Genomic DNA, 23,650 nt, shown 5'->3' on the forward strand with positions numbered 1-23,650 from the left:
GAGCGCGGCGGGCGGGGTTACGGCGTTTCTTCTGCCAACGACAACGCCTCTCGATAGAGACGTTGGGAGAGATAAAATCCATTTTCAAGCAAAGTGTCTAACAGCGGCTTGACTTCCGCTATTTTCCTGTTTTTCTTTCCCAGAATCAAAACTCCGATTGTACCGATAGGCCGTAAAAGGAATTGTTTCGACAATGATCTGGCAGCATGCTCATCAATCACAACGACTTGAGCACCAAGTTCTTTCGCTCCAATAATAACTTCTAACTCCCCGGCATGGAATTTTCCATATAAACTTTCAACAAGGCTGCGATTTTTTACATGGTATAGTCGAAACACCCCCTCGCTGACCAATCGTTTGAGCTCCTCTTTTCCATAATGGCGTGGGGCATGGTGATGAACAATTTCTTGATAGACAGCTTCCGGAACATATACTTCATCAAATAGTTCAGACAAAAGAGTCAATTGACCAACGATCGACAGACCTATAATCGGTGTAGAATTAACCGTAACCCTACTCATTGTGATCCCTATTTTCTTTGCTCAATTTTTGCACCGTGTCCCAATCATCTTTGATGTGTTCCTCCGTATATTCCATCCAAGGAATCGCCTTCGAACGCAATACATCGATAAATTCCCCTAAGGATTTTCCTGCCAATTCAGCCGCTTTCGCCAGCGTCACCTGTTTTCCAACAAACAAACCAATCGCCAATGAAAGCTTTATTTTTGCCTCAACTGTGTTGCCTTCCAATTCATTAATGGCGGGCAAAAACTCTTTCGGCAAGTTCACCTGAAAGTAGTCCATGGCCATTGAACTCACACCCTTTTTTATTTTATTCTATCACACTTCGCGCCTTTTGGATGCTGTCACGGAACGAATAGCATTTCCAAATTTTTTACTACACGCTCAACACGATAGAAATGAAACCGACTCAATTGAACACTCCCCACCCGCGCTCACGTAGAGAAGTAGGGGATTCTCGGGAACACCCTAACATACGGTAAGCTGTCAGCTAAGCCATCCCTGTGCATCCCACCGTTGAGCTTCCTCAAAAAGATCGCAATCGAAGCCCTTCCTTTGTTCTTTTGGTGCAAGGGGAAGATCGTTGGTGGAAGACGCCGGTTCATCCCCCACTTACGCTCATGCTTGGAAGTTGAGGCCTTCTCGGTTCGAGGTGATAAAAAGGGGACTGACCCAAAAGGGTAATTTTCCTTAACAAAACACAACATATTGTCTATATACGGTAATAAGAAAGGGTGTCCCGATCCTTTTGGGACACCCTCTTACAGCCTATTTTACTAATATCTCGCCGTCACCATTTTCTTTCTCGTGTAAAATTCGACGCCGTCGCGGCCGTTGGCATGGAGGTCGCCGTAAAACGAGTTTTTGTAGCCCGAGAACGGGAAAAACGCCATGGGCGCCGGGACGGCGACGTTGACGCCAAGCATGCCGGCGTCGATTTCTTCGCGGAACTGGCGGATCGCTTTGGCGCTGTCGGTGTAGATGCAGGCGCCGTTGGCAAATTCCGATCGGTTGGCGATCTCAATCGCTTCGTCCAGATCGCGGGCGCGGACGACCGACAAGACCGGGGCGAAAATTTCATCCGTCCAAATCGCCATGCCTGGTTTGACATGGTCAAAAATCGTTGGACCGATGAAATACCCTTTTCCGCTTGTCGCCGAGTCGCGGCGTCCGTCGCGGACAAGGAGCGCCCCCTCTTTTTCGCCGATTTCGATGTATTTGATCGTCCGCTCTTTATGCGACTCGCGGATGACCGGGCCTAAAAAGACGCCTTTGTCGAGCCCATTGCCAATTTGGATGCGGTCGGCGGCTTCTTTGAGCCGTTCGACCAACTCATCGGCGATATCGCCGACTGCAACGACGACCGAGCACGCCATGCACCGCTCGCCCGCCGAACCGAACGCGGCGTTGATGATGTTCGTCACCGCCATATCGAGGTCGGCGTCCGGCATGACAATCGAATGGTTTTTCGCACCGGCGAGCGCCTGCACCCGCTTGCCGTGGGCGGCGGCTGTTTTGTATACATACTCGGCGACCGGCTGCGAGCCGACGAACGAAACGGCTTTAATATCTTTATGTTCTAAAATGCCGTTCACGACCTCGTGCGCTCCGTGAACAATATTCAACACTCCTGCAGGCAGTCCGGCTTCGGTGAACAGTTCAGCCAAGCGGTTGGCCAGCATGGGCGTCCGCTCAGACGGCTTCAACACAAACGTGTTGCCGCAGGCGATGGCAAGCGGGAACATCCAGCACGGCACCATCATCGGGAAGTTAAACGGTGTAATCCCGGCGACGACACCGAGCGGGTAGCGGTACATCCCCGATTCGATATCGGTCGCGATATCCGGCAGCTGTTGGCCCATCATGAGCGTCGGAATCCCGGCCGCAAACTCAACGCATTCAATGCCGCGCTGCACTTCACCGTAGGCGTCCTCATAGACTTTGCCATTTTCTAGCGTCACAAGTCTAGCGAGTTCGTCCCAATGTTCGACCAACAGCTGCTGATAGCGAAACAAAATGCGGGCACGGCGTGGAACCGGGACTTTGCGCCATTCGCGGAACGCTTCTTTCGCGGCCGCCACCGCCGCATCCAGCTCCTCGCGCGAGGAGAGCGGCACTTTCGCCAATACTTCCCCCGTTGCCGGGTTCGGCACGATTTCTTCTTTTCCGGATGTCGAAGCGACCCATTGGCCGCCAATAAAGTTTTTCAATGTTTTTGTTTCGGTTACAGAGCTCATGAATGAAACCACCTTTCTAGTCGATCTTTCAAAAGATTGGTTCATGAACGTACACAAGAGCTATGGATGATCGGCGAGCGCTTCCTTTCGCGGAAACGGCCGGCGGGCTGAACGCTTCCAAAAAGCGGCGTTCTTTGCTGTCTGTTTGCTGCTGGTCGCTGTCATGCGTCCTGCAATCGCCATCCCAGCCGCCGGACTCATTTACGAACTTACGGTTTTGGTGTCGTACTGATAGTCGTAACAATAATGGTACAATGCCACAATTTCCTCATGCGTCGGCACTTTCGGGTTGTTGGCGGGGCTGCCGCTCGCAAGCGCGTCAGCCGCCATTTTGTCCACCACCTTGTCAAACGCTGTTTTGTCAATGCCCCACGTTTTCATATTCGGGATGTGCAAATCGCGGCAAAGCTGTTTCACTTCCTCAACGAGCGCCTCAGCCGCTTCCGTATCGGAAACGTCTTTGAGCGGCGGCTTGATGATTCGGGCGATCACCGCCAATCGTTCGATGGCGCTGTCTTTTGTAAACTCCAGCACCCCCGGCAGCAACATCGCGTTCGATACGCCGTGCGGCACGTGGAAAAGCGCGCCGATCGGCCGCGACATGCCGTGCACAAGCGTCACCGAGGCGTTGGAAAACGCCATGCCCGCTTTCATGGCGGCGATCGCCATTTTTTCCCGCGCTTCGATGTCTTGACCGTTTTCATACGCCCGGCGCAAATGACCGACGATCGCTTCGATGGCAGAGAGCGCCAGCGCATCGGTCACCGGGTGGGCGCGTCGGGAAATGTACGCCTCGATCGCATGGCAGAGGGCGTCGACGCCCGTGGCCGCGGTGACGGACGGCGGGCACGAAACCGTGAGCAACGGGTCGACGATCGCCACGGCTGGAAGCAACGCCGGTTGAGAAATCATCATTTTGACATCCGTCTTCGTATTGATAATGACCGTTACTTTCGTCACTTCCGAACCCGTTCCGGCCGTTGTCGGAATGGCAATGAGCGGCAGCGGTTTTTCGGCAAACCGCTTTTGATTGCCGATATAGTCGCTGATCTCCCCTTCATTTGTCATCATGACGGCGACCGCCTTGGCAGCGTCGATGCTGCTGCCGCCGCCGATGGCGATGACGACATCGCACCGCTCGCTTCGGCAGACGTCAAGCGCCTCTTTCACATGCACATCCGTCGGCTCGCTGTCGACTCCTGTATACTTCACAAACGGCAGTCCTGCTTCTTGCAAATATTGCGCGCAGCGGGCAACCACCCCGATGTTTTCCATCACCGGGTCGCTGACGATGAGCGCTTTCGTTCCGAGCGCTTTTGCCTGTGGGCCGACTTCGGCGAACGTATTGCGCCCATACACAACCCGGCTGGGCACCAACAATTCGTACATCGCGTCCCCTCCTGATTTTGATAACGGTTTCACCTCTTTTAGAAAGCAAGTTTCGTGCCAACATACAAAGCGCACCGCAACAAGGAAGTCGATTCAAAACAAAAGCGCCATCACCGACACAAACAAGACATCTATCAAACAATAACCAGACACTAATCCGACATCACAACAAAAACGACGGCTGTTCCGCCGTTGTGTCTATAATCCGTATTTTTTCAGTTTTTCATATAACGTCGAGCGGTGAATGCCGAGCCTCCTTGCCGCTTCCGCCTTATTGCCGCCCGCCGCCACCAGCGCCGCAGCGATTCGTTCCCGCTCGGATTGGTAAACCATTTCTTTCCATAGGTCCGCTATTCTCACACCCTGATCTGGCAAAGCGGAGACGGCCGGTTGAACGGTCGACAAATACGCTGGCAAGTGTTCGCGTTCGATCACATCTCCTTCAACCATGCTGATCAGCCATTCGACGACGTTGACCAGCTCGCGGATGTTTCCCGGCCAGGAATAGTCGACAAGCACTTCCATGGCCTCTTTGGTAAACGACTTCAACGCGACGCCAAACTGCCGGCACATCCGTTCCATATGGTGGGCGAGCAGCGCCGGAATATCCGTTTTCCGCTCGCGCAGCGGCGGAAGATGAATGCGAATGATGTTCAGGCGGTAAAACAAATCTTCCCGGAACGTTCCTTCCCGCACCATGTCTTCAAGCGGTTTGTTCGTCGCGGCAATAATGCGCACGTCCACCTTGGTTTCGTATAGTCCGCCGACTTTTTCCACTTTCTTTTCTTCCAAGACGCGCAAAATTTTCGCCTGCATGGCAAGCGGCATATCGCCGATTTCATCCAAAAACAGCGTCCCTCCATGGGCGAGTTGAAACTTGCCGGGCTTGCCCCCTTTTTTCGCACCGGTGAACGCCCCATCTTCATAGCCGAACAGTTCCGCTTCCAACAACGACTCAGGGATGGCGGCGCAATTCACGCTGACAAACGGTCCGTCCGCATGCGGCCCAGCTTCATGGATCGCCCGCGCCACCACCTCTTTCCCCGTTCCGCTTTCACCGGTAATGAGCACCGTCGACGGCACGCGCGCCGCCCGACGAATCATCTGCTTCACAGCGGCGATCGACGGGTGGCGGCCGATGATGCGCTCGACTCCGACGGCCGCAGGCGCAGCAGCCTTGCGTTTTGATTCTTCATCTTCTTTCGATTCTTTTCGGCTCGCTTCACGCGACAGCTCCTGCAGGCGCCGGAAAATTTCATATACTTCCGATACCCCTTGGAAAATAAGCATCCCGATCGCCCCGATCACCTTGCCGTCCCGCCAAATCGGGATGCGGTGCACCACCATCGGCTGGCCGTAAATTTTTTGAATATATCCTCTTTCTGGAATGCCCGATTGAGCACAAATGTGCAGACGGGTGTTTTCGATCACTTCCGTCACATGTTTTCCGATCGCTTCTTCCCGGCGAATGCCGAGAAACTGGCAATACGCCCGGTTGATTTCACGAACCACGCCGTCCTCATCGACGACAACCACCCCTTCGTACGCCGCATCCAGCACCGTTTTCATCGTCTCAGCCAGACGGTGCGCTTCCTCCAGTTCATGCCGCAATCGTTCCAACTCGGCAGCCGAGGTGGAGTCGACTTCCATGTTCATTGTCTCTGCGCCGCTGTCTTCACGTCCTGCTTCCGATGAAAACGCCGCCAATACATTCCTGATCGGCGTCGTGCGGTCCATCTCACGCGCTGCTGCCCATAGCAGCATCCGCTGTGTGCACCGCCCGATCGTTCGGCCGTGCTCGTCAACCACATCAACCGCAGCTATCCCATGTTCCGCCAACAACTGGATGGCCTCGTGCATCGTTTGGCTGCCGCTAAGAGTCAGCCCTATACGGCGAACAGCGGTCATCGCCATCCCTCCCTTGCTTGTTCACTTGTTTGTATCGTTCGCCACCCGTAAGAAAAATCCTCTTTTAACATCTTTCTTCCGAAAGAAGTCTCCCACTTTTAAGCGAAGTGAAAGGGGGAGATGAATGTCGGTTGGCGTTAGCCAACGAATATAATAGAATATGGCTAGAACGGGCACCTTCGGAACGAAGGGAAGCGTAAAGGGTTCTTGTGTGCGGCTTACCGTTCGGCGAACACACACAAGTCGCTTGAAGCCCCCACCTCTAAGCCAAGCGCAGGTGGTGGGTAGTTCACCAGCACAAACGTGTCTATGATCAGCTTGAAGGAAGAAGGAAAGAAGTCAATCGATCATCCAATCGCCGCTCTCAATTCTTTTCCGCTCTCCCGTGAAAACGGAGTCTCCTTCGATGCGGGACGGATCAAAAAAGAAAACGGAGACAGGCGTCAGCCTGTCCCCATTTTTCGATTACGCCAAAACCCCCTCAATCTTCTCAATCACTTCTTCGCTTAACGCGACATCGACCGCCTTGACGTTTTCTTCGACTTGTTCCGGACGGCTGGCGCCAATTAAGGCGCTGGCGACGTTCGGCTGGCGCAGCACCCAGGCGAGGGCGAGCTGGGACAACGTAATGCCAAGCTCAGCCGCGATTTTTTCGAGTTGTTCCACTTTTGACAACACATCATCGTTCAGCAGCCGCTGGATAAAGGCGTTCGCCTTCGGATCGGCAGCGCGGCTGTCCGCTGGCGGTTGTTGGCCACGCTTGTATTTGCCGGTCAGCACCCCTTGGGCGAGCGGCGAGAAGACGATTTGACTGATGCCGTTTTGTTCGCACACCGGGATGACTTCCTTTTCAATATAGCGATGGAACATGTTGTACTGCGGCTGGTTGACGACGATCCGATCGAGCAGGTAGCGGTCGGCCACGCCGAGCGCCTCTTGAATTTGTTGGGCCGTCCATTCGCTCACGCCGACATACAGCACTTTTCCTTGGCGGACGAGGTCGTCGATCGTGCGCAACGTCTCATCGACCGGCGTTTCTTTGTCATAGCGGTGGCAATAGTAGATGTCGACATAATCAAGCTGCAGCCGCTTTAAGCTCGCATGGAGCTGCTCAAACACATGCTTGCGCGACAGGCCGCGGTCGTTCGGACCATCGCCCATCGGCCAAAACACTTTCGTCGCGATGACATACGATTCGCGCGGATATTTGCGCAGCGCCTCGCCGACGATTTTTTCCGCTTCCCCGCGCGCGTAGACGTTCGCCGTGTCAAACGAGTTGATGCCAAGTTCGTACGCCTTGTCAATGACGCGGATCGCGGCTTCTTTTTCCACTGAATTTCCATATGTAAGCCAGCTGCCTAAACTAATCTCACTAACTTTCAGCCCCGTGCGGCCGAGTTTTCGATACTTCACCTTCGCTCCCCTCTCCTTTTGACGGCAATCAATGCCAAATTCTTCATGTCCCATTATAATCCTCAACTGCGGATTTGCAAAGACATTTGCCTTACTATTCAAAAAACAGCTTCCGTCTCTTTGCGTCCATCCTCGATTTTTCTTTGGTTCACAAAATTTTTGTAGATTTCCGTAGATTTTCGTAGGTGTGTATTTACAATGAATTCGAAAAACATTCACAAATTTGTCACAAAGGAGGGGGGCTATTGATTTATTTCCACCAAGTCAACAAATACTACGGCGATTTTCATGTGTTGAAAGACATTAACTTGACGATCAACCAAGGGGAAGTCGTCGTCATCATCGGGCCATCCGGATCGGGCAAGAGCACGCTCGTGCGCTGCATCAACCGGCTCGAGACGATCTCAAGCGGCGAATTGATCGTGGATGGCGTCAAAGTGAACGACAAAGGCGTCAACATCAACGAGCTGCGGCGCAATATCGGCATGGTGTTTCAACATTTCAACCTATACCCGCACATGACTGTTTTGCAAAACATCACGTTGGCGCCGCGCAAAGTGCTCGGCATGTCCGAAAAAGAAGCGAACGAGATCGCCATGTATTACTTAGAAAAAGTCGGAATCCCAGACAAAGCGAACGCCTATCCGTCCGCGCTGTCCGGCGGCCAGCAGCAGCGCGTCGCCATCGCCCGCGGGCTGGCGATGAAACCGAAAATCATGCTGTTTGACGAGCCGACATCGGCGCTTGACCCGGAAACGATCGGCGAGGTGCTCGATGTCATGAAGCAGCTGGCGAAAGAAGGGATGACGATGGTTGTCGTCACCCACGAAATGGGGTTTGCCCGCGAGGTGGCCGACCGCATCGTCTTTATGGACCAAGGCCGCATTTTAGAAGAAGCGCCGCCTGAGGAGTTTTTCGCGGCGCCGAAAGAGGAGCGGGCGCGCGTGTTTTTAAGCCGCATTCTAAACCATTAATTCCGGTCAATCAAAGGGGGTTTTGTTCATGAAAAAGAAAACATGGAAATGGTGGATCGCCGTCGCCTTGACGGCCTTATTGAGCGCTGTCGCGTTGACGGGCTGCAGCACGACGGACAAAGGGGAAGGCGGAACATCGTCAGAAAAAACGGAAGCGGCCAATACGCTTGAAAAAATTAAACAACGCGGCAAGCTTGTTGTTGGCGTCAAATACGATCTGAACTTATTCGGATTGAAAAACCCGGAAACGGGCAAAGTCGAAGGATTTGACATTGATATTGCCAAAGGGCTGGCGAAAAAAATTCTCGGTGATGAAAACAAAATTGAATTGAAAGAAGTGACGTCCAAAACGCGCATCCCGATGTTGAACAATGGGGAAATTGACGCTATTATCGCCACCATGACGATCACCGAGGAACGGAAAAAAGAAGTCGATTTCTCGGATGTGTACTTTATGGCAGGCCAATCGCTGCTTGTGAAAAAAGACAGCCCGATCAACAGCGTAAAAGACTTGAAAAAAGGCATGACGGTCTTGACGGCGAAAGGCTCGACATCGGCGGAAAACATCCGCAAAGCGGCCCCGCAAGTCAACGTGCTTGAATTTGAAAACTACGCGGAAGCGTTTACCGCATTGAAAGCGGGCCAAGGCGATGCGCTGACAACGGACAACGCGCTGCTTTGGGGGATGGCGAAACAAGATCCGAACTATCGCGTCCTGGATGAAACGTTCACCGAAGAACCGTACGGCATCGCCGTCCGCAAAGGAGACAAAGAACTGCTGCAAGTCATCAACGAATACTTGAAAGAAATTAAAGAAAACGGCGAATACGATAAGATCTACGAAAAATGGATCGGCAAAAAGCCGCAACAATAACAGGCGAAACGGTGGGCGGAACATATCCGCCCACCTGTTTGCCCAAAGGATGGGCTATGATTCCGCAAAGAAAGGAGGCGCTTCGTCTTGCTACGATTCTCCATTTTGGTTGAACATTGGGATTTGTATATGCAAGGGTTTGGCCATACGATCAAGGCCAGCGTGCTGGCCCTCATCGGCAGCTTGGCTTTAGGGACCATCATCGCCATTTTCCGCATCGCGCCGATTCGCCCGCTCAATTGGGTCGGAACGGCGTACGTGGAATTTATCCGCAACATCCCGCTTGTGTTGATCGTCTTTGTTTTTTTTATGGGCTTGCCCGCCGTCGGCATCCGGTTTGACTCGTTTACCGCCGGAACGCTCGGACTGATGGTGTATACCGCTGCTTTTATCGCCGAAGCGATCCGCTCGGGCATTCAAGCCGTTCCGAAAGGACAAATGGAAGCGGCCCGTTCCTCCGGGTTGACCTACTTACAGGCGATGCGTTACGTCATCTTGCCGCAGGCGGTGAAAATCGTCATTCCGCCGCTTGGCAACCAGTTCATCAACTTGGTGAAAAACTCTTCGGTGCTTGGCGTCATCGCCGGATTGGATTTAATGTATTACGGCGACTTGATTTCCTCGAAAACGTTCGTCACCTTTGACGTTTATATTTTCGTCGCCTTGTTTTACCTCGTCTTAACGATCCCGCTCAGCCTTGGCGTCGGCTACTTAGAGCGCCGGTTGCTCAAGGCGCGGTAGGAAAGGAGGCCAAATGATGGATTTTGCCGGTGCTTACGCGCCCGCCCATTTGAAGTTTTTGCTTCAAGGGTTTCTCGTCACGTTGGAAGTGGCGTTCATTTCGATTGTGTTGAGTTTTGTCTTTGGCATTATCATCGGGGTCATTCGCTATACGAAAATCCCGGTGCTTTCCCAGCTGCTCGCCGTGCTGGTCGAAACGATCCGGAATTTGCCGCTGTTATTAATCATTTTCTTTACGTATTTTGCCCTTCCGGAAGTTGGATTAAAGCTGGATAAACTATATGCCGCCATTTCGGCCTTGGTCATTTTTGAATCGGCCATGCTGTCGGAAATCGTCCGCAGCGGCCTGCAGTCAATCGACAAAGGGCAAATCGAAGCGGCGCGCTCATCGGGGCTTACGTATGGGCAGACGCTATGGTACATCATTTTGCCGCAAGCATTGCGGCGCATGGTTCCGCCGATCGTCAGCCAATTCATTTCTTTATTGAAAGATACGTCGCTCGCCATTGTCATTTCGTTGCCGGAATTGATGAACCATGCGCAAATCATTAACGGCCGCAACGTCAATTTCGTCATCCCGATTTTCATCCTGGTGGCGTTCATGTACTTTATCGTCAACTATTCGCTGTCGCTCGTTTCGCGCCGGTTGGAATACCGCCAGCGATAAGGAAACCGTATCCCCTTCTTCAGCTGGGGCATACGGTTTTTTCTTGCCATTCGCGGCACCGCTCGCTCCTTGAGCGTTCATTTCCATCACTCGTTGAGGCGCCAAAAGGGAAATGAAGATTTTTTCACGAAAATCATCCGTTGTTTTCGCTTTCCTGTTATATAATAGAATTGGAGATTCGTTCACGACTTTCACAAAGGCGGTGACGTCCACTGACACCAGCAAAAAAAGAACCGCTTTGGCTTCTTTTGCTTTTGCTTTCGGCTGCTGCGTTTCTCGGTGAAATGAAAATGAACCCATTTGACAGCCCGTTTCGCGTCTCACTCGGCAGCGCCGTCTTTTTTCTCGGGCTTGTCGCCTTTCGCTCCCTTTCGCCGCTTGTCATCGGCGCAAGCACCGGAGCAGCGGTCGTTGGGTTTCGTGTCTTTCTGGACTCGTTGACCGGAGAAATGTCGATTTCTGAGAGTCTGCTGACCCATCTCCCGGCAGCGGGGTATTATATCAGCTTTTCCATGATGGCGGCTGCTGTTCGGTTTCGCCAACGAATGGCCGCACCGATTCAGGCTGGAACGGTTGGAGCAGCGCTCGACTTTTTGGCGAACACCTGTGAACTAGCGATCCGATATGGGATGGGCGAGCCGTTTTCCTTCAGCGGCCAAACGATCATCGTCTTATGGTTGTTCGCCATTTTGCGCAGTTTTTGCGTGATTGGCGTTTACAATATGTGGGTGACAAAGCATGTCCGTTCACTCGCTGAAGCGAGAAAGCAAGAACTCGAGCGGCTCATGATGGTGAGCAGCGGATTATACGAAGAAATGTTTTACTTGCAAAAATCAATGGCTCTCATGGAAGACATGACGCGCCAAAGCTATGACCTTTACTCGCGGCTGATCGAACGAAAACACGTTGAACCGCGCGTCGCCCTGGAGCTTGCCGAACATATTCACGAGACGAAAAAAGATATGCAACGTATTTTCGCCGGCCTGTCTAAGCTCATCGGCCGCCAATCGGTGCGCGGACGCGTGCCGATCGCCGAACTGTGCGCCATGGTCATTCGCGCCAATGAAAAATACGCCAACTTATCCGGAAAAACGATCACCTTTTCGTACAACGGCCATATCGATCTTATGACCGATCAGCTGTATCCGCTTCTTTCCGTGCTCAACAACTTAGTATCCAATGCCGTCGAAGCCATTGAGAAGGCAGGCGACGTCACCTTGCATGCGCGTCTCCGCGGAAGCGAGCTGATCATCGAAGTGGAAGACACCGGCCCCGGCATTGCGGCTGATGACATCGCCTGGATTTTCCAGCCCGGATTTACAACGAAATACGACCGGCGCGGCAACCCGTCGACTGGCATCGGTCTCACCCATGCGCGCGATATCGCCCAAACACTTGGGGGGCATCTCCAGCTTGTCAAAAGCGAGCCGGGGCAGACGGTATTTCGTCTTGCCGTGCCGACAGCCCGCCTCCTGCAAGACACACCGTCCGCCGCCGAAATGTTCTCCGATCGCAACGCCGATCGGCAAGGAAATGCCGTCATATAGGCAAGTCAAGGAAGGGAGAGAACGGGAAGATGGGGCTCCGTTTTTTTCTAATCGAAGATGACCCTGTTGTCAGAAAGATGCTTGAAAAATTAATTCATGAATCCGGGCTCGGTGAGGTGGTCGGGTGTGCAGAAGACGGGCTAAACGTCCGCGCGGCCGACTTGCTTCACGTAGACGTCGTGCTCATTGACTTGTTAATGCCGGGGCGCGACGGAATTCAGACGATCAAAGCGCTGCGCCAAGAAGGATTCCCGGGGACATTCATCATGATCTCGCAAGTGGAAAACAAAGAAATGATCGGCCAAGCCTATTTGCATGGCATTGACACGTACATTCAAAAACCGATCAACCGTTATGAAGTGCTGTCTGTGCTCAAGCGCGTCGCCGATCATCTCTCCGCCGTCCGCTCGCTCGAGTCAATCCGTCAAGTGCTCAAAGGGCTTGAGCCGCAAACGGCTGACACCGCCGTTTCCAAGCCGTCCGCCATGGAACAGCAGGCTGAGCAGCTTCTCCTTCTTCTCGGGGTCGCTGGCGAAGCGGGCAGCGCGGACGTGCTTCTTGTGGTGCGCTGGCTGGCCGAGCAAGAAGCAAAAGGCCTTCCCGTCCGCGAACTGCCGCCGCTGAAAGAGCTGTACGCCGAACTCGTCGAGTGGGAATACGGCCTCCCCCCTGGCGAAACTGCCAAGGAAGCGCGGGCGATGGAACAGCGCATCCGCCGCCTCGTCCTGCAGGCGTTCACCCATCTCGCTTCCCTCGGCCTGACTGACTACACGAACCCGACGTTTGAGCATTTCGCACCGAGGCTGTTTGATTTCGGTGACATCCGCCGGCGGATGAATGAACTCGAGCGCGGCCAAATGGAGACGGAATGCCGGATGAATGTGCGGAAGTTTTTAACGGCTTTTTTTCTCGAGCTGAAGCGCGTCTAAAACATGATGGCGCCGCCTTGAGAACGGCACCATCATTTTCCTTCGCCATACAAACGGCCAGCCGTTTCTCTCCTTGTTAACAACGAATGAGACAAAATGGCCGACCTCCGTGGATGTGCTGAAGCAGCGGCACATCTTCCTTGATCACCCTGCCGATGACGTTGACGTTGTCATCAGCGGGAAGATCCGTTAAGGTGATTTGCAGTTCACCAGCGTAGCGTCCGTAGCATTCATTGTCGATCGTCACGCTTCCTGTCGGGCGCGGCACCGGTTCGGTGGGGTGCAACGCCTCCTTAGGCCATATGATGGAGCGGCGCGATTCAACTGAGCGAATCACATCACGGGCAGCGTCACGCCGATTCGTGTGCACCGTTTCGACAAGAGACAGCCAGCGGGCTGATACGATCGGCCGGTAACGAATAGGAATGATTCCCTTCCGCACCCACGCCATTCGCTGGAGCACGTCGTCCGACACCGATAAGTCCCCAACGAACACTTTTTCCACCTTATACGTTTCGCGCAGCTCGATATAGGCAGAAACCGGGTCAGCTTCCCGATGATCCTCTAACGTCGGCAGCCCTTTGTAAAGCGGATCGCGCTTTTGGGCGTTGCCAGGGACAAAGGCCCCAATTGATGCTATGCCGCATTGGCGCAACATTCGGTTTTGTTTCATGAGCGTGTCGCCCGAAAGACCAGTTTCCGGGCGCGGGTAAAAGTTATGCCATGCTTCCACACCCGCCCAGTCGATTTGTCGCGATGTCAACTCCTGAATCTCGTTTTCTGTGATCGTACTGGCGTTCAATACGACTTTCATCTGCTTCGAAAGCTGCACCGTTTCGTCCCACGAGAAGCCGTCGTCAAGCCGCAGCCCGACCCTCCCCCACTCGTTGAGCGCCCTGGCAACGCCAACGCCGGTTGGCAAGTACGAAAGCACGGCGGGGGTGGCGTCTGCTACCACCCCCACCCCGTAGTGGCGGGCGAGCCGGCCGATCCATTTCAGCTTCTCTTGCTCGCCTAGTTCTTTTCCGTTCAAAAGGTTCAGCGAAGTAAACAGTTCCCTCGCTCCAAAACTCGCCGCTTTCCGAAACGCTTCCTCGATTTGTTCAAACGGTTGAAAAAGATAAAAGGAAAAGGAAAGCATCGCCATCCCTCTCTATATATTTTCTGCCATTTCCTCTTTAAACCCGAACCAATAGGTAAACAGGAATCCAAACGCATAGGAAATGACCAATCCGACGAAATACGTCACATATTTCGCATCAGCAATGAGCGGAATCAATGACAGCCCAGACACGCCGATGCCGAGCGCCGCAGTCTTCATTACCGCCTGAAACGCGCCGCCGACCGCCGCACCGAGGCACGCGGTGACAAACGGCCGCCCAAGCGGCAATGTCACCCCGTACAACAGCGGTTCCCCGATGCCTAAAAACCCGACCGGCAGCGCTCCTTTAATGATGTTGCGGAGTCTTTGATTTTTCGTCTTCACATAGACAGCGATCGCCGCTCCGACTTGCCCCGCTCCAGCCATCGCCAAAATAGGCAACAGCGGGGTGGAACCAAGTTTTTGAATCAGTTCCATATGAATTGGTGTCAGACCGTGATGCAGTCCAACCATGACAAGCGGCAAAAATGTTCCGGCCAACACCGCGCCGGCAATCACCCCACCCACATCGAGCACTGCTTTCAAGCCAGTTGTAATCGCCATCGACAACCACCCTGCAATCGGCTGTACGGCGATCAAGGTAAATAGGCAGACGATAAGCACCGTAATCAACGGTGTCACAATGATATCGACCGCGTTTGGGACAAATTGGCGAACCCGTTTTTCGATGACCGCCATCAACCATGCTGCCAGCAAGACGGCAAACAGCCCTCCCCTCCCTGGTGTAAGCGCTTCCCCAAATAGCTTAACATCCGCGAGCGCCGGGTTGAAGACGAGGATGCCGGCAATGGCCCCTAATACCGGTGTGCCGCCGAATTCCTTCGCTGTATTGTAACCGACTAACACGCCGAGCGAGGCAAAAATGCCGCCGCCAATCAAAAGCAATAGCTGCAGCCACGTCGTCTGTGGATCAACGCCGGCGTTTTTGGCAAAGTTGGCAATCCCGTTAATGATCCCTGAAGCGACCAAACCAGGGATGAGCGGGATGAAGATGCTGCCGATTTTGCGTAGTAACCGCTTTAGCGGCGTTTGTTGGCGAGCTTTGATCTTCGCTTTTGTCCGCTCCACAATGTCCTCGAACCCATCCTCGATCACTTCCCCAAGCTCCAGACCGGTCAGCTCGCATAACGCTGCAGCTACTTTGTTGACAACGCCAGGGCCGACGACGATTTGCAGCGTTTCGTCTTCAATGACCCCCATGACCCCCTCGATTCGTTTGAGAGCAGCCATATCCGCTTGATCCGGATCACGCAACGACACGCGCACCCGCGTCATGCAGTGAGCGATGCGGGCAATGTTCTCTTCTCCCCCTAAATGCGAAAGCATCGTTACCGCCATTTGTTGTTCTCGGCTCATCGTTCCTCTCCCCCTTATCCGTTATTTAAGCGCATTGCGCACCAAACCGCCGGCTTTTTGCAGCCGCTCTTTCGCCTCTTCATAACGACACCCACGTAAAATCATCACAATCGCTGTCTTCACCTCCCCATTTGCTTGTTCATAATAATGGGATGCTTCGTCGGCGTTCACTCCCGTCGCTTCCATCAAAATCCGTTTCGCTCGTTCTTTTAGCTTTTCGTTTGTCGCCTGCACATCGACCATCCAGTTGCCGTATACTTTGCCAATGCCAACCATCGAAGCGGTCGAAATCATGTTGAGCACCATTTTTTGCGCTGTTCCAGCCTTGAGGCGAGTCGAACCCGCCAGCACTTCCGGGCCAGTTTCAATCTCCACCGCCGCATCGGCGTATTGGCTAATTTCCGCTCCATGATTGCAGGCGATGCTTCCTGTTGCTGCTCCTCTTTTCTTAGCGTAGCGAAGCGCACTCACCACATACGGTGTCCGTCCGCTTGCCGCAATGCCGACGACTACATCGTTTGCCGTCAAGCCCACTGCCTCGAGATCGCGGACGGCCGCTTCTTCATCGTCTTCTGCTCCTTCAACTGCATTGGCCACCGCTTCCCGTCCCCCGGCGATCACCGCCTGCACCATCTTTGGATCAACACCGAACGTCGGTGGACATTCAACGGCATCAAGCAAACCAAGCCGGCCGCTCGTTCCTGCTCCAACATAAATAAGTTTTCCTCCTCTCTGAAACGCGGCAATGACAATATGTACGAGCTTCTCAATGGAATCCAGTTGTTTGGCCACCGCGGCCGCCACTGTCTGATCTTCTTCATTCATCGCTTGTAAAATTTCTCTCGTCGTCATTTCATCCAAATGTTTCGTTTTTTCATTGCCTTGTTCCGTAGTTAGACGTTCGAACAATCTTGTCACCTCTTTACTGAAATTAGAAATTATATTTCATATTTATATTATAAATTTATGAAATAAAATATCAATCTATTCTTTTTTTATTTGAAACATTCCCACCAAAAAGCAAAGCGGGCTCGTTTCAAGCCCGCTTTATCTTCGCAACCGCACTACTTCTTCTCTTGTTTCGTGAAACCGTTCGATCACCCGGCTTCCCACACGGTGGAACGTAATTAAATACAGCGCATCGATCACATTGAGCTGCACCATTCTTGATGCCATGCTGCCGATGCGGTGGTCTTGCTCAACATCCGGCAGCGCCAATTTAATATCCGCTTCTTTATACAGCGGGGACGTTGGATCCAGCTTCGTGATGGCGATGACAGTGGCCTTCTGCTTTTTCGCGAATCGGGCGATCTCCAATACGTCCTTTGTCCTTCCCGACGTCGATACCGCTACAAACACATCCCCTTCGCTCAGATGGGCAACTAATGGAAGCATTATATGGAAATCAGGCGACATCACCGCCATATAGCCAAGTTTCGTAAACTTATAACTGGCATCCATCGCTGCGGCCGCGGAGCCGCCGACTCCATAAAACAACAGCTTGTCGGCGTTGGCAATCGCCGCGGCCGCCTTCTCCAGCTCCCGCTTATCAAGCGTCGTGGTTGCCGCTTCAATCGCGGCCTTATTGACATACGTTACTTTCGTAAACAATTCATACGGGGAAACTGGTTTGTCAAGAATTGAAAAATCGTTAATGCTCATATCGGCCATTGTTAACTCGCGGACAAGCGCCAGTTTCAATCCAGGAAAACTGCCGATGCCGACTGTCTTGCAAAAACGAACGACGCTCGCTTCACTTGTGTCAGCCGCCTGAGCCAAATCCTTCGTCGTCATATTTGGCACGAGCTCGGCATGATCGAGAATGTAGGCGGCTACCTTTTTTTCCGCCGGTGAAAACCGTTCCATTTGCTGTTCAATTTTCGCTAAAATGCCAAGTTCATTCATCTTTTTCTCCCTTTCCGTCCACCGTTTCATCTTCATCTTATCATGGATGGGCGTCTGTTCTCCACGCCAATAAAAACTTTAATAAAAAATATTTGAATTCGAGATATATGTTTGCTATGATAATGATGTGATCATTACGTGAACAAGAGGAGGAGAACGATGACGACCTTTCAACTCGACAAAGCGCACAGCTCTGTCGCCTTCCAAGTAAGACATATGATGATCTCCAAAGCGAAAGGGGAATTCACCAACTTTGACGTTGAGGTCGAAGGCGACATCAACGAACTCGAGTCGCTGAAAGTCAAAGCGACGATCGATGCCGCCTCGATCGACACGAAAAACGCCGACCGCGACAACCATCTCCGCTCGGCCGACTTTTTCGATGTCGAGAACTATCCAACCATTACGTTTGTCAGTGAATCCGTGCGCAAGCTGTCCGACACGGAATATGAAGTGACCGGGAAGCTGACGATCCGCGGCGTGACGAGAACGGAAACGTTCAAAGTCGAATACAACGGCCAAGTGAAAAACCCGCTCACCGGCGGCATCTCGGTCGGTTTTGACGTCGAAGGAACGATCAACCGCGAAGACTACGGGTTGGTATGGAACGTCGCACTCGAAACCGGCGGATTCCTTGTCGGGAAAGAAGTCAAAATCCTAGCCAGCTTCGAATTTGCCTTGAGCTGAGCGTTCGAAGCGAAACGCCCCCGTCGCTAAAAATGCCGGGGGCGTTTTATCGTTGCGAGAGAAAACGGCCGCGTTGAACTCAGCATGGACATGCGGCAAAACGTTAGATCGTCAATCCCGAAAAAAGACTCCCGCTTCAAGCAAGGCGAAGGGGGAGTTTACTGCGCCGTATACCCGCCATCGATCACGACCGCCTGGCCGGTGACGCCTTTGGCTTGTTCGCCCGCCAAAAAGAGGACATAATGGGCCACCTCTTCAACCGACAGCAGCCGCCGCTGCGGCACAAGCGGGTAAATCACTTCCTCAAGCACCTTCTCAAGCGGCACGTTTCTTGTCGCCGCCAAATCCGCGAGCTGGCCGCGGACGAGTTCAGTGTCCACATAGCCCGGGCAAAGGGCGTTCACCGTAATGCCGTATGGCGCCCCTTCTAACGCTGCCACTTTCGTTAAGCCAATCACCCCGTGCTTCGCGCTGTTGTACGCCGCTTTTCCGGCAAACCCGACGAGCCCGTTGATCGACGCCATGTTGATGATGCGGCCATATCGCTGCTGTTTCATAATGGGAAATGCATGCTTGATGGCCAAAAATGGGCCGACAAGCATGACGCGAATGAGCTGTTCAAATTTTTCCGTCGGGAAATCCTCGATGTTCGCCACATGTTGCAAACCAGCGTTGTTCACGACAACATCCAGGCGCCCCCAACGGCTGACGGCCTCGTTGATCGCTTGCTTCACCTCTTGTTCAACCGTCACATCACATTTCACGCCGACCGCTTCATAGCCCAACTCCCGAAGCGACCGAGCAGCTTGCTCGACTTCTTCCTGGCGCAAATCAACGAGCACCACGTTTGCACCATGTTCCGCCAACGTTTTCGCCACTTCATAGCCAATCCCCCGCGCGGCTCCCGTGATGAGTGCCACTCGCTTTTCCATTATTCCCCTCCCCCCTGCTTCATCTGGTTATACACCTCATCATACTGCTTCGCCAAGTCAAAATCGAGCTTCGTCAGCCCTTTCGCCCGCCATGAAGACAGTTTCACGGTGATGAGCTTGTAGTCGATCGAAATGAATGGGTGGTGGTTGGCGTCTTCCGAAATCGCGGCGATTCGCCGGACAAACTCGATTCCTTGCAAGTAGTCTTGAAAACGGTATTTTTTCACAATCCACCGCTCATCGGCCAGCTTCCAGCCGTCCGCTTTTTCAAGCAGTGCTTGCACTTCCTCTTCCGTTAACCGCATCGTTATCCCTCACCCTCTATATTTTGAAATATGCCAGCCAGCGAAACCGTCAAATCAGCGAACAAAAACGAGACGAGCACATCGCCTTCGCCAAAGACGCTCCGCCTCTCATACCCTTTTTCACCGCGGCCGTACACTTCCACCGTCCGATGCAGCGGATCGACGATCCAATATTCCTTGACGCCAAACTGTTCGTACAACATATACTTTTCGTTTCGATCTTTCAACGCTGTACTTGGCGAAAGCACTTCCACTACCAAGTCAGGCGGACCATCGCAGCCTCGGCTGCCCATTTTGCTTTGATCGCAAATGACGGAGATATCTGGTTGCACGACATGCTTCGCCTGTTCATAGTCCGCCTGCTCATCAAGGCGTACATCAAATGGCGCCATGACAACCGTGCATCCTTTTTCACGAAAAAATGCCCGCAAAGCGACATACAATTCACCGACGATAGACTGGTGGACCAAGGAAGGGGTCGGTGCCATGTTGTAGGGCACGCCGTTGATCAGCTCCCACCGTCCGTCCCACTTGACATAATCTTGATACGTATACCGTTCCTTTTGCCGCTCGGGCGGCTTCACGTCCATTCCCCCATCCGCTTGCTTTACCCTTATTATACCAGCGGACATCCGCGGCCGTCATACAACTCAGGTGCTTGCTCCACAAAAAAAGAGCCATCCGATCGAGATGGCTTTTTCGCAAAATACTCGTTTTAAGGCTGCAAGCTCGCCAACTGCTCGGCAAGCCGCAAATAAAAGGCGCGAATATCAAATGACGGATTCGGGTCAACGCCGATGATTTCCAAATGGTCGACGTTGTACGTTCCCATATCATTCCAAACCCCTTTTTTCAACGTCCCGTCATACGGCACGATCCGATCGCTTGATCCACGCTTTGGACCGTTCATGGAAACCGTATTGACAATGCCATCGTTCTCCAACCATCGGTCGTCAATGCCGAGCGTCGGATTGCGGTACGAACCGAGAAACGGAGCGCATACGACCGCGCTGAATGCATTCATTCCGAGTTCGGGATAATGGTTGCCTGTGAGCGCTCCGCGATACGTCCGTTCTGTAGAGAAACTCAAATAATACGTATTCGGACTTGCTTGCACCCATTGATTCAACTTCTCAGCTCCGGAAACGGATAAATCGTAGCGGGCGGTATCTGTGGACGTCCAAACAGGGGAGCGCTTGAGCCGTTCAAAATAATGGTCGAACGATTCACCCGGCTGGCGGCGCAGTCCCCATTGGTCGAGCTTAAAATCGTATACTTGACTCGTGTACGGCACGTTGCTGGCGACAGCCGCCGCTTCCAACACCGCTTTTTGCAAGTCAAAAAAGCGATCGGTGAAATCAACCATGTTGACAAGCGTCGTCCCGTCATGAGGAGTGGCGATGGTCGTCACACTCAACACAAAATGATGTCCACCTTCAAACAACGGTGACAACGACACGTTATGCGCCTTGGCGTACTCCCGCTCTTCTTGGCTTCCGTTCTCTAGGAGCGAGACAAGCATGCGGGCCGTCTGCCCCCCTTGGCTGTGGGCGATGATATGGATGCGGCCACCCCTTTTCAATTCCGGCAACAGGCCGGGATAAGTGCGGCCAAACCGCGCATGGCCGTGCTTTGCCGCATGGGCTGCCCCATAATCGACCGTCCCGCCGACAAGCTGAGCATACGCTTCACACGCCCGGTCCCAGTTGCTCGAGAGCGGTCCGACCGCCAGCGTATACGTTCGATAACCGTTGTCGTTCAGCCATTGTTCGATATCGCCGCGCACGCCGCCCCAATACTTGAATCCAAACATTTCCTCTCGTCTCCATCCGGTAAACCCATGGAGAAGCACAATCGGTGCATCATTGGCGCGTAGGGATGCCGCTTCCGTCCGCCCTCCCGGGACCGATAGGCCGAACACAAACCATAATCCGAGCAACACAAACATAATCCGACAGCATTTCATCACGCTCTCCTTCTCCTCCCCTCGAATCGACTGAACCCCTTTATTCCGAATTACCTGAATATTCTATACTAAATAATCAGGCTATTCAATCCCGGCAATTGTCGGGTTTTCTGATGAGGGAAAGAGAAAAATGCACTTTTGTGCCGTCATATTTCGTTTCTCGCCGACAGCGAGAGGGTGATGCACTATGTCATGGCAGCGTTCCATCACGCCCTCGTACGGATAGTTGGCTAATCCACAAACGGCCCGAACTTTTGCTCGTAATGGGCGAGCGCCAACAACGGAAAAATGTAGCGGTAGCTATGGTAATGGATGTAAAAGGCGCCCGCCATTCCTTGCCCAGCGGGATACGAAGCCGTCCAGTCCGGATGGCGGAGAAGGCGAATAAGGGCGCGAACGCCGGCTTTCATTTCCGCGGTCGGACGCTCGGCGGCGGCGATGAGGGCATCAAGCGCCCAGGCGGTATGGACCGGCGTGCTGGCGCCAAGCGGCACATACCTCTTGGCTCCGTCGCTTTTGCATGATTCCCCCCAGCCGCCATCAGCATTTTGGATGCTTAAAAGCCAATGAACAGCTTTTTGCATCGCCGGGTGATCGATTGGAACGCCGACAGCCGAAAGCCCCGTCACCGCCGCCCATGTGCCGTATACATAGCAAATCCCCCAGCGCCCATACCACGAACCGTCGGCTTCTTGATGGTCAAGCAGCCAGTCGACGGCGCGGGCGACGGCGGGGTGGTCTTTCGTTAATCGAGCGAACGTTCCGAAATATTCAAGCGTCCGTCCGGTCAAATCGGCTGTTGATGGGTCCATCAACAAAAATTCCGCCCCTTCGATCGGCAAATACCGCCAAAACCGTTTGCCGACATTCTTTTCAAACGCCGCAAACCCGCCGTCATCGTTTTGCATCGAAAACAGCCATTGGTTCGCCCGATCCCATGCATGGCGAAACGCCGTCTCTTTCGCTGCCGCCCGGCGGATGGCGCGCAGCGCGGCGGTCGTATCGTCAACGTCCGGGTTCATCGTATTCACATCAGAAAATCCCCAGCCGCCCGGTATACCGTACGGGTTGTGCACCGCCCAGTCGCCATAGCGGATATGCTGGCGCGACAACAAATAGCGGTTCGCTTTTTCAATCGTCCGGTCCGTCAAGGGCACGCCCGCTTCTTGCAGCGCGTAGCTCGCCAACGCCGTGTTCCAAACGGAAGCGGTCGTATATTGCATATGCGTATGCCCATCGATTTCGGTCCGCAGTGAGCGCAAACCGCGGATAGCCCGCTGAATATACGGATCATCTTTCGGATAGCCGAGCGCGAGCAGCGCAAAAATCAACAAAAACGTCGAGCTGAAATAGCTGTACAACGTTCCGTCTGGCTCGATATGATCCAACATATAACGGACGGCGCGCTGTTCGGCGGCATGATGCAGCTGGTCCGGAAGTCCGATGAGAGATCGCTTGATGTACGACCATAGCGATCGGCTTTCAGGCAGCCGCCAGTCGTTGCGGGAAACAACCAAATCGGACAAGTCTGGGCTTTTTGCCGTCCTCCGGCTGTACCGTCGCTCCGCGGCGACGAGAAGCGGAATCATGTTCGCTCTTCCGTACACGGAAAGGTCATACATATTGAGCGGAAACGACGGGGGAAGAAGGAAAAATTCAAGCGGCAGCGGAAACCGTCTTGGCCACGGATGCTGTCCGGTCAATGCGAGCATCACTTTCGTAAACAAGTGGACACGCTCTAGGCCGCCCATTTCCAAAATGCGCGCTTTCGCCTTTTGCATATGCGGGTCGTTTTTTTTCCGATAGCCGGAGTAAAGCAGGGCGTAATACGCCTCGGTTGTCGCCGTCACGTTGCCGTCGCCTTCATCGGCAAACAGCTTCCACGCCCCATTCGGGTCCTGGCGGCTTTCAATACGTTCGACAAGCGCTTGAATCAACGGTTCATCATGTATTCCGAGCGTCCGCAATAAAATGATCATATAGGCATCGGTGGAAATACCGGTTTCAAACGGAAACCGCCACGATCCATCAGCCGCTTGCGATTGCTTGAGCGCATCGATGAGCACGCGCCGTTCATCGTCCACTATTCATCGCCTTCCTTTTTCGAAAATCTGCTTCTTTCCATATTTATTCGAT

Annotated in this window: 23 protein-coding genes; 7 read left to right on the forward strand and 16 right to left on the reverse strand. The window is 53.3% G+C overall.

What is annotated here, in order from left to right:
- Positions 1 to 17: 17 nt before the first annotated feature.
- The 7 genes from ETR37_RS02810 to ETR37_RS02840 all read right to left on the reverse strand — a co-directional run bounded on the left by ETR37_RS02810 (position 18) and on the right by ETR37_RS02840 (position 7,469).
- Complete coding sequence (locus ETR37_RS02810) at positions 18 to 521, reverse strand: PIN domain-containing protein (protein WP_129446884.1); 504 nt, start codon at positions 519 to 521, stop codon at positions 18 to 20.
- Entirely contained in the window at positions 514 to 789 is a 276-nt protein-coding gene (locus ETR37_RS02815) for a UPF0175 family protein (protein WP_223813678.1), read from the reverse strand. Before ETR37_RS02815 ends, ETR37_RS02810 begins: the two co-directional genes overlap by 8 nt.
- Positions 790 to 1,298: 509 nt before the next feature.
- Positions 1,299 to 2,759 carry a CoA-acylating methylmalonate-semialdehyde dehydrogenase gene (locus ETR37_RS02820; protein WP_069304306.1) on the reverse strand — a complete coding sequence of 487 codons (1,461 nt, stop codon included), beginning with the start codon at positions 2,757 to 2,759 and terminating at the stop codon, positions 1,299 to 1,301.
- A gap of 60 nt (positions 2,760 to 2,819) precedes the next feature.
- Positions 2,820 to 2,942, reverse strand: coding sequence for a hypothetical protein (locus tag ETR37_RS19985; RefSeq protein ID WP_255411644.1), 123 nt, complete (start codon positions 2,940 to 2,942; stop codon positions 2,820 to 2,822).
- 18 nt (positions 2,943 to 2,960) lie between these two features.
- Positions 2,961 to 4,148: an iron-containing alcohol dehydrogenase gene (locus tag ETR37_RS02825; protein ID WP_129446885.1), complete on the reverse strand. Its 1,188-nt coding sequence runs from the start codon at positions 4,146 to 4,148 to the stop codon at positions 2,961 to 2,963.
- A gap of 198 nt (positions 4,149 to 4,346) precedes the next feature.
- Positions 4,347 to 6,062, reverse strand: a complete 1,716-nt coding sequence (locus ETR37_RS02830; protein WP_483299674.1) for a sigma-54 interaction domain-containing protein — start codon at positions 6,060 to 6,062, stop codon at positions 4,347 to 4,349.
- A 459-nt stretch (positions 6,063 to 6,521) separates the two neighbouring features.
- On the reverse strand, positions 6,522 to 7,469 hold the full coding sequence (locus tag ETR37_RS02840) for an aldo/keto reductase family protein (RefSeq protein ID WP_041470499.1): 948 nt from the start codon (positions 7,467 to 7,469) through the stop codon (positions 6,522 to 6,524).
- Positions 7,470 to 7,714: 245 nt separating this feature from the next.
- Between ETR37_RS02840 and ETR37_RS02845 the strand changes: the two genes are divergently transcribed.
- From ETR37_RS02845 to ETR37_RS02870, 6 genes are all read left to right on the forward strand, one after another.
- Positions 7,715 to 8,443, forward strand: coding sequence for an amino acid ABC transporter ATP-binding protein (locus tag ETR37_RS02845; protein WP_015375048.1), 729 nt, complete (start codon positions 7,715 to 7,717; stop codon positions 8,441 to 8,443).
- A gap of 28 nt (positions 8,444 to 8,471) precedes the next feature.
- Positions 8,472 to 9,317, forward strand: a complete 846-nt coding sequence (locus ETR37_RS02850) for a glutamate ABC transporter substrate-binding protein (RefSeq protein ID WP_015375049.1) — start codon at positions 8,472 to 8,474, stop codon at positions 9,315 to 9,317.
- An 87-nt stretch (positions 9,318 to 9,404) separates the two neighbouring features.
- The gene (locus tag ETR37_RS02855) at positions 9,405 to 10,058 is read left to right on the forward strand and encodes an amino acid ABC transporter permease (RefSeq protein ID WP_015375050.1); all 654 of its coding nucleotides are present in this window, start codon (positions 9,405 to 9,407) and stop codon (positions 10,056 to 10,058) included.
- Between the two features lie 16 nt (positions 10,059 to 10,074).
- The gene (locus tag ETR37_RS02860; protein ID WP_033025580.1) at positions 10,075 to 10,725 is read left to right on the forward strand and encodes an amino acid ABC transporter permease; all 651 of its coding nucleotides are present in this window, start codon (positions 10,075 to 10,077) and stop codon (positions 10,723 to 10,725) included.
- Positions 10,726 to 11,015: 290 nt separating this feature from the next.
- Positions 11,016 to 12,272, forward strand: a complete 1,257-nt coding sequence (locus ETR37_RS02865) for a sensor histidine kinase (protein ID WP_240673872.1) — start codon at positions 11,016 to 11,018, stop codon at positions 12,270 to 12,272.
- 29 nt (positions 12,273 to 12,301) lie between these two features.
- Positions 12,302 to 13,201: a response regulator gene (locus tag ETR37_RS02870; protein WP_129446887.1), complete on the forward strand. Its 900-nt coding sequence runs from the start codon at positions 12,302 to 12,304 to the stop codon at positions 13,199 to 13,201.
- A gap of 76 nt (positions 13,202 to 13,277) precedes the next feature.
- On the opposite strand, the gene ETR37_RS02875 is transcribed toward ETR37_RS02870, so the two are convergent.
- The 4 genes from ETR37_RS02875 to ETR37_RS02890 all read right to left on the reverse strand — a co-directional run bounded on the left by ETR37_RS02875 (position 13,278) and on the right by ETR37_RS02890 (position 17,624).
- Positions 13,278 to 14,342 carry a MupG family TIM beta-alpha barrel fold protein gene (locus ETR37_RS02875; protein ID WP_129446888.1) on the reverse strand — a complete coding sequence of 355 codons (1,065 nt, stop codon included), beginning with the start codon at positions 14,340 to 14,342 and terminating at the stop codon, positions 13,278 to 13,280.
- Positions 14,343 to 14,354: 12 nt separating this feature from the next.
- Complete coding sequence (locus tag ETR37_RS02880) at positions 14,355 to 15,719, reverse strand: PTS transporter subunit EIIC (RefSeq protein ID WP_129446889.1); 1,365 nt, start codon at positions 15,717 to 15,719, stop codon at positions 14,355 to 14,357.
- Between the two features lie 21 nt (positions 15,720 to 15,740).
- Positions 15,741 to 16,628 carry an N-acetylmuramic acid 6-phosphate etherase gene (murQ, locus tag ETR37_RS02885; RefSeq protein ID WP_129446890.1) on the reverse strand — a complete coding sequence of 296 codons (888 nt, stop codon included), beginning with the start codon at positions 16,626 to 16,628 and terminating at the stop codon, positions 15,741 to 15,743.
- 138 nt (positions 16,629 to 16,766) lie between these two features.
- Entirely contained in the window at positions 16,767 to 17,624 is an 858-nt protein-coding gene (locus ETR37_RS02890) for a MurR/RpiR family transcriptional regulator (RefSeq protein WP_129446896.1), read from the reverse strand.
- A 159-nt stretch (positions 17,625 to 17,783) separates the two neighbouring features.
- Between ETR37_RS02890 and ETR37_RS02895 the strand changes: the two genes are divergently transcribed.
- On the forward strand, positions 17,784 to 18,311 hold the full coding sequence (locus tag ETR37_RS02895) for a YceI family protein (protein WP_015375055.1): 528 nt from the start codon (positions 17,784 to 17,786) through the stop codon (positions 18,309 to 18,311).
- A 158-nt stretch (positions 18,312 to 18,469) separates the two neighbouring features.
- Here the strand turns inward: ETR37_RS02895 and ETR37_RS02900 are convergent, their stop codons facing one another.
- The 5 genes from ETR37_RS02900 to shc all read right to left on the reverse strand — a co-directional run bounded on the left by ETR37_RS02900 (position 18,470) and on the right by shc (position 23,601).
- On the reverse strand, positions 18,470 to 19,243 hold the full coding sequence (locus tag ETR37_RS02900; protein ID WP_020754281.1) for a 3-hydroxybutyrate dehydrogenase: 774 nt from the start codon (positions 19,241 to 19,243) through the stop codon (positions 18,470 to 18,472).
- Entirely contained in the window at positions 19,243 to 19,548 is a 306-nt protein-coding gene (locus ETR37_RS02905) for a 4a-hydroxytetrahydrobiopterin dehydratase (RefSeq protein ID WP_020754280.1), read from the reverse strand. The genes ETR37_RS02900 and ETR37_RS02905 overlap by 1 nt, the downstream gene beginning before the upstream one ends.
- 2 nt (positions 19,549 to 19,550) lie before the next feature.
- Positions 19,551 to 20,138 carry a Uma2 family endonuclease gene (locus ETR37_RS02910; RefSeq protein ID WP_033005000.1) on the reverse strand — a complete coding sequence of 196 codons (588 nt, stop codon included), beginning with the start codon at positions 20,136 to 20,138 and terminating at the stop codon, positions 19,551 to 19,553.
- Positions 20,139 to 20,263: 125 nt separating this feature from the next.
- Positions 20,264 to 21,514, reverse strand: coding sequence for an esterase/lipase family protein (locus tag ETR37_RS02915; RefSeq protein WP_129446897.1), 1,251 nt, complete (start codon positions 21,512 to 21,514; stop codon positions 20,264 to 20,266).
- Positions 21,515 to 21,744: 230 nt separating this feature from the next.
- Positions 21,745 to 23,601, reverse strand: coding sequence for a squalene--hopene cyclase (gene shc, locus ETR37_RS02920; RefSeq protein WP_129446891.1), 1,857 nt, complete (start codon positions 23,599 to 23,601; stop codon positions 21,745 to 21,747).
- Between the last annotated feature and the right edge of the window lie 49 nt (positions 23,602 to 23,650).

Origin of the sequence: Geobacillus sp. PK12 (genome assembly GCF_004123125.1) — a bacterium.
Lineage (GTDB): Bacteria > Bacillota > Bacilli > Bacillales > Anoxybacillaceae > Geobacillus > Geobacillus zalihae.

Excerpts from the sequence above, each read along its gene's own strand:
- ETR37_RS02810 (WP_129446884.1), bottom strand. The coding sequence starts at position 521 with ATGAGTAGGGTTACGGTTAATTCTACACCGATTATAGGTCTGTCGATC.
- ETR37_RS02820 (WP_069304306.1), bottom strand. The coding sequence starts at position 2,759 with ATGAGCTCTGTAACCGAAACAAAAACATTGAAAAACTTTATTGGCGGC.
- ETR37_RS19985 (WP_255411644.1), bottom strand. The coding sequence starts at position 2,942 with ATGGCGATTGCAGGACGCATGACAGCGACCAGCAGCAAACAGACAGCA.
- ETR37_RS02825 (WP_129446885.1), bottom strand. The coding sequence starts at position 4,148 with ATGTACGAATTGTTGGTGCCCAGCCGGGTTGTGTATGGGCGCAATACG.
- ETR37_RS02830 (WP_483299674.1), bottom strand. The coding sequence starts at position 6,062 with ATGGCGATGACCGCTGTTCGCCGTATAGGGCTGACTCTTAGCGGCAGC.
- ETR37_RS02850 (WP_015375049.1), top strand. The coding sequence starts at position 8,472 with ATGAAAAAGAAAACATGGAAATGGTGGATCGCCGTCGCCTTGACGGCC.
- ETR37_RS02860 (WP_033025580.1), top strand. The coding sequence starts at position 10,075 with ATGGATTTTGCCGGTGCTTACGCGCCCGCCCATTTGAAGTTTTTGCTT.
- ETR37_RS02865 (WP_240673872.1), top strand. The coding sequence starts at position 11,016 with ATGAACCCATTTGACAGCCCGTTTCGCGTCTCACTCGGCAGCGCCGTC.
- ETR37_RS02870 (WP_129446887.1), top strand. The coding sequence starts at position 12,302 with ATGGGGCTCCGTTTTTTTCTAATCGAAGATGACCCTGTTGTCAGAAAG.
- ETR37_RS02875 (WP_129446888.1), bottom strand. The coding sequence starts at position 14,342 with ATGCTTTCCTTTTCCTTTTATCTTTTTCAACCGTTTGAACAAATCGAG.
- ETR37_RS02880 (WP_129446889.1), bottom strand. The coding sequence starts at position 15,719 with ATGAGCCGAGAACAACAAATGGCGGTAACGATGCTTTCGCATTTAGGG.
- ETR37_RS02890 (WP_129446896.1), bottom strand. The coding sequence starts at position 17,624 with ATGAATGAACTTGGCATTTTAGCGAAAATTGAACAGCAAATGGAACGG.
- ETR37_RS02895 (WP_015375055.1), top strand. The coding sequence starts at position 17,784 with ATGACGACCTTTCAACTCGACAAAGCGCACAGCTCTGTCGCCTTCCAA.
- ETR37_RS02900 (WP_020754281.1), bottom strand. The coding sequence starts at position 19,243 with ATGGAAAAGCGAGTGGCACTCATCACGGGAGCCGCGCGGGGGATTGGC.
- ETR37_RS02905 (WP_020754280.1), bottom strand. The coding sequence starts at position 19,548 with ATGCGGTTAACGGAAGAGGAAGTGCAAGCACTGCTTGAAAAAGCGGAC.
- ETR37_RS02910 (WP_033005000.1), bottom strand. The coding sequence starts at position 20,138 with ATGGACGTGAAGCCGCCCGAGCGGCAAAAGGAACGGTATACGTATCAA.
- ETR37_RS02915 (WP_129446897.1), bottom strand. The coding sequence starts at position 21,514 with ATGAAATGCTGTCGGATTATGTTTGTGTTGCTCGGATTATGGTTTGTG.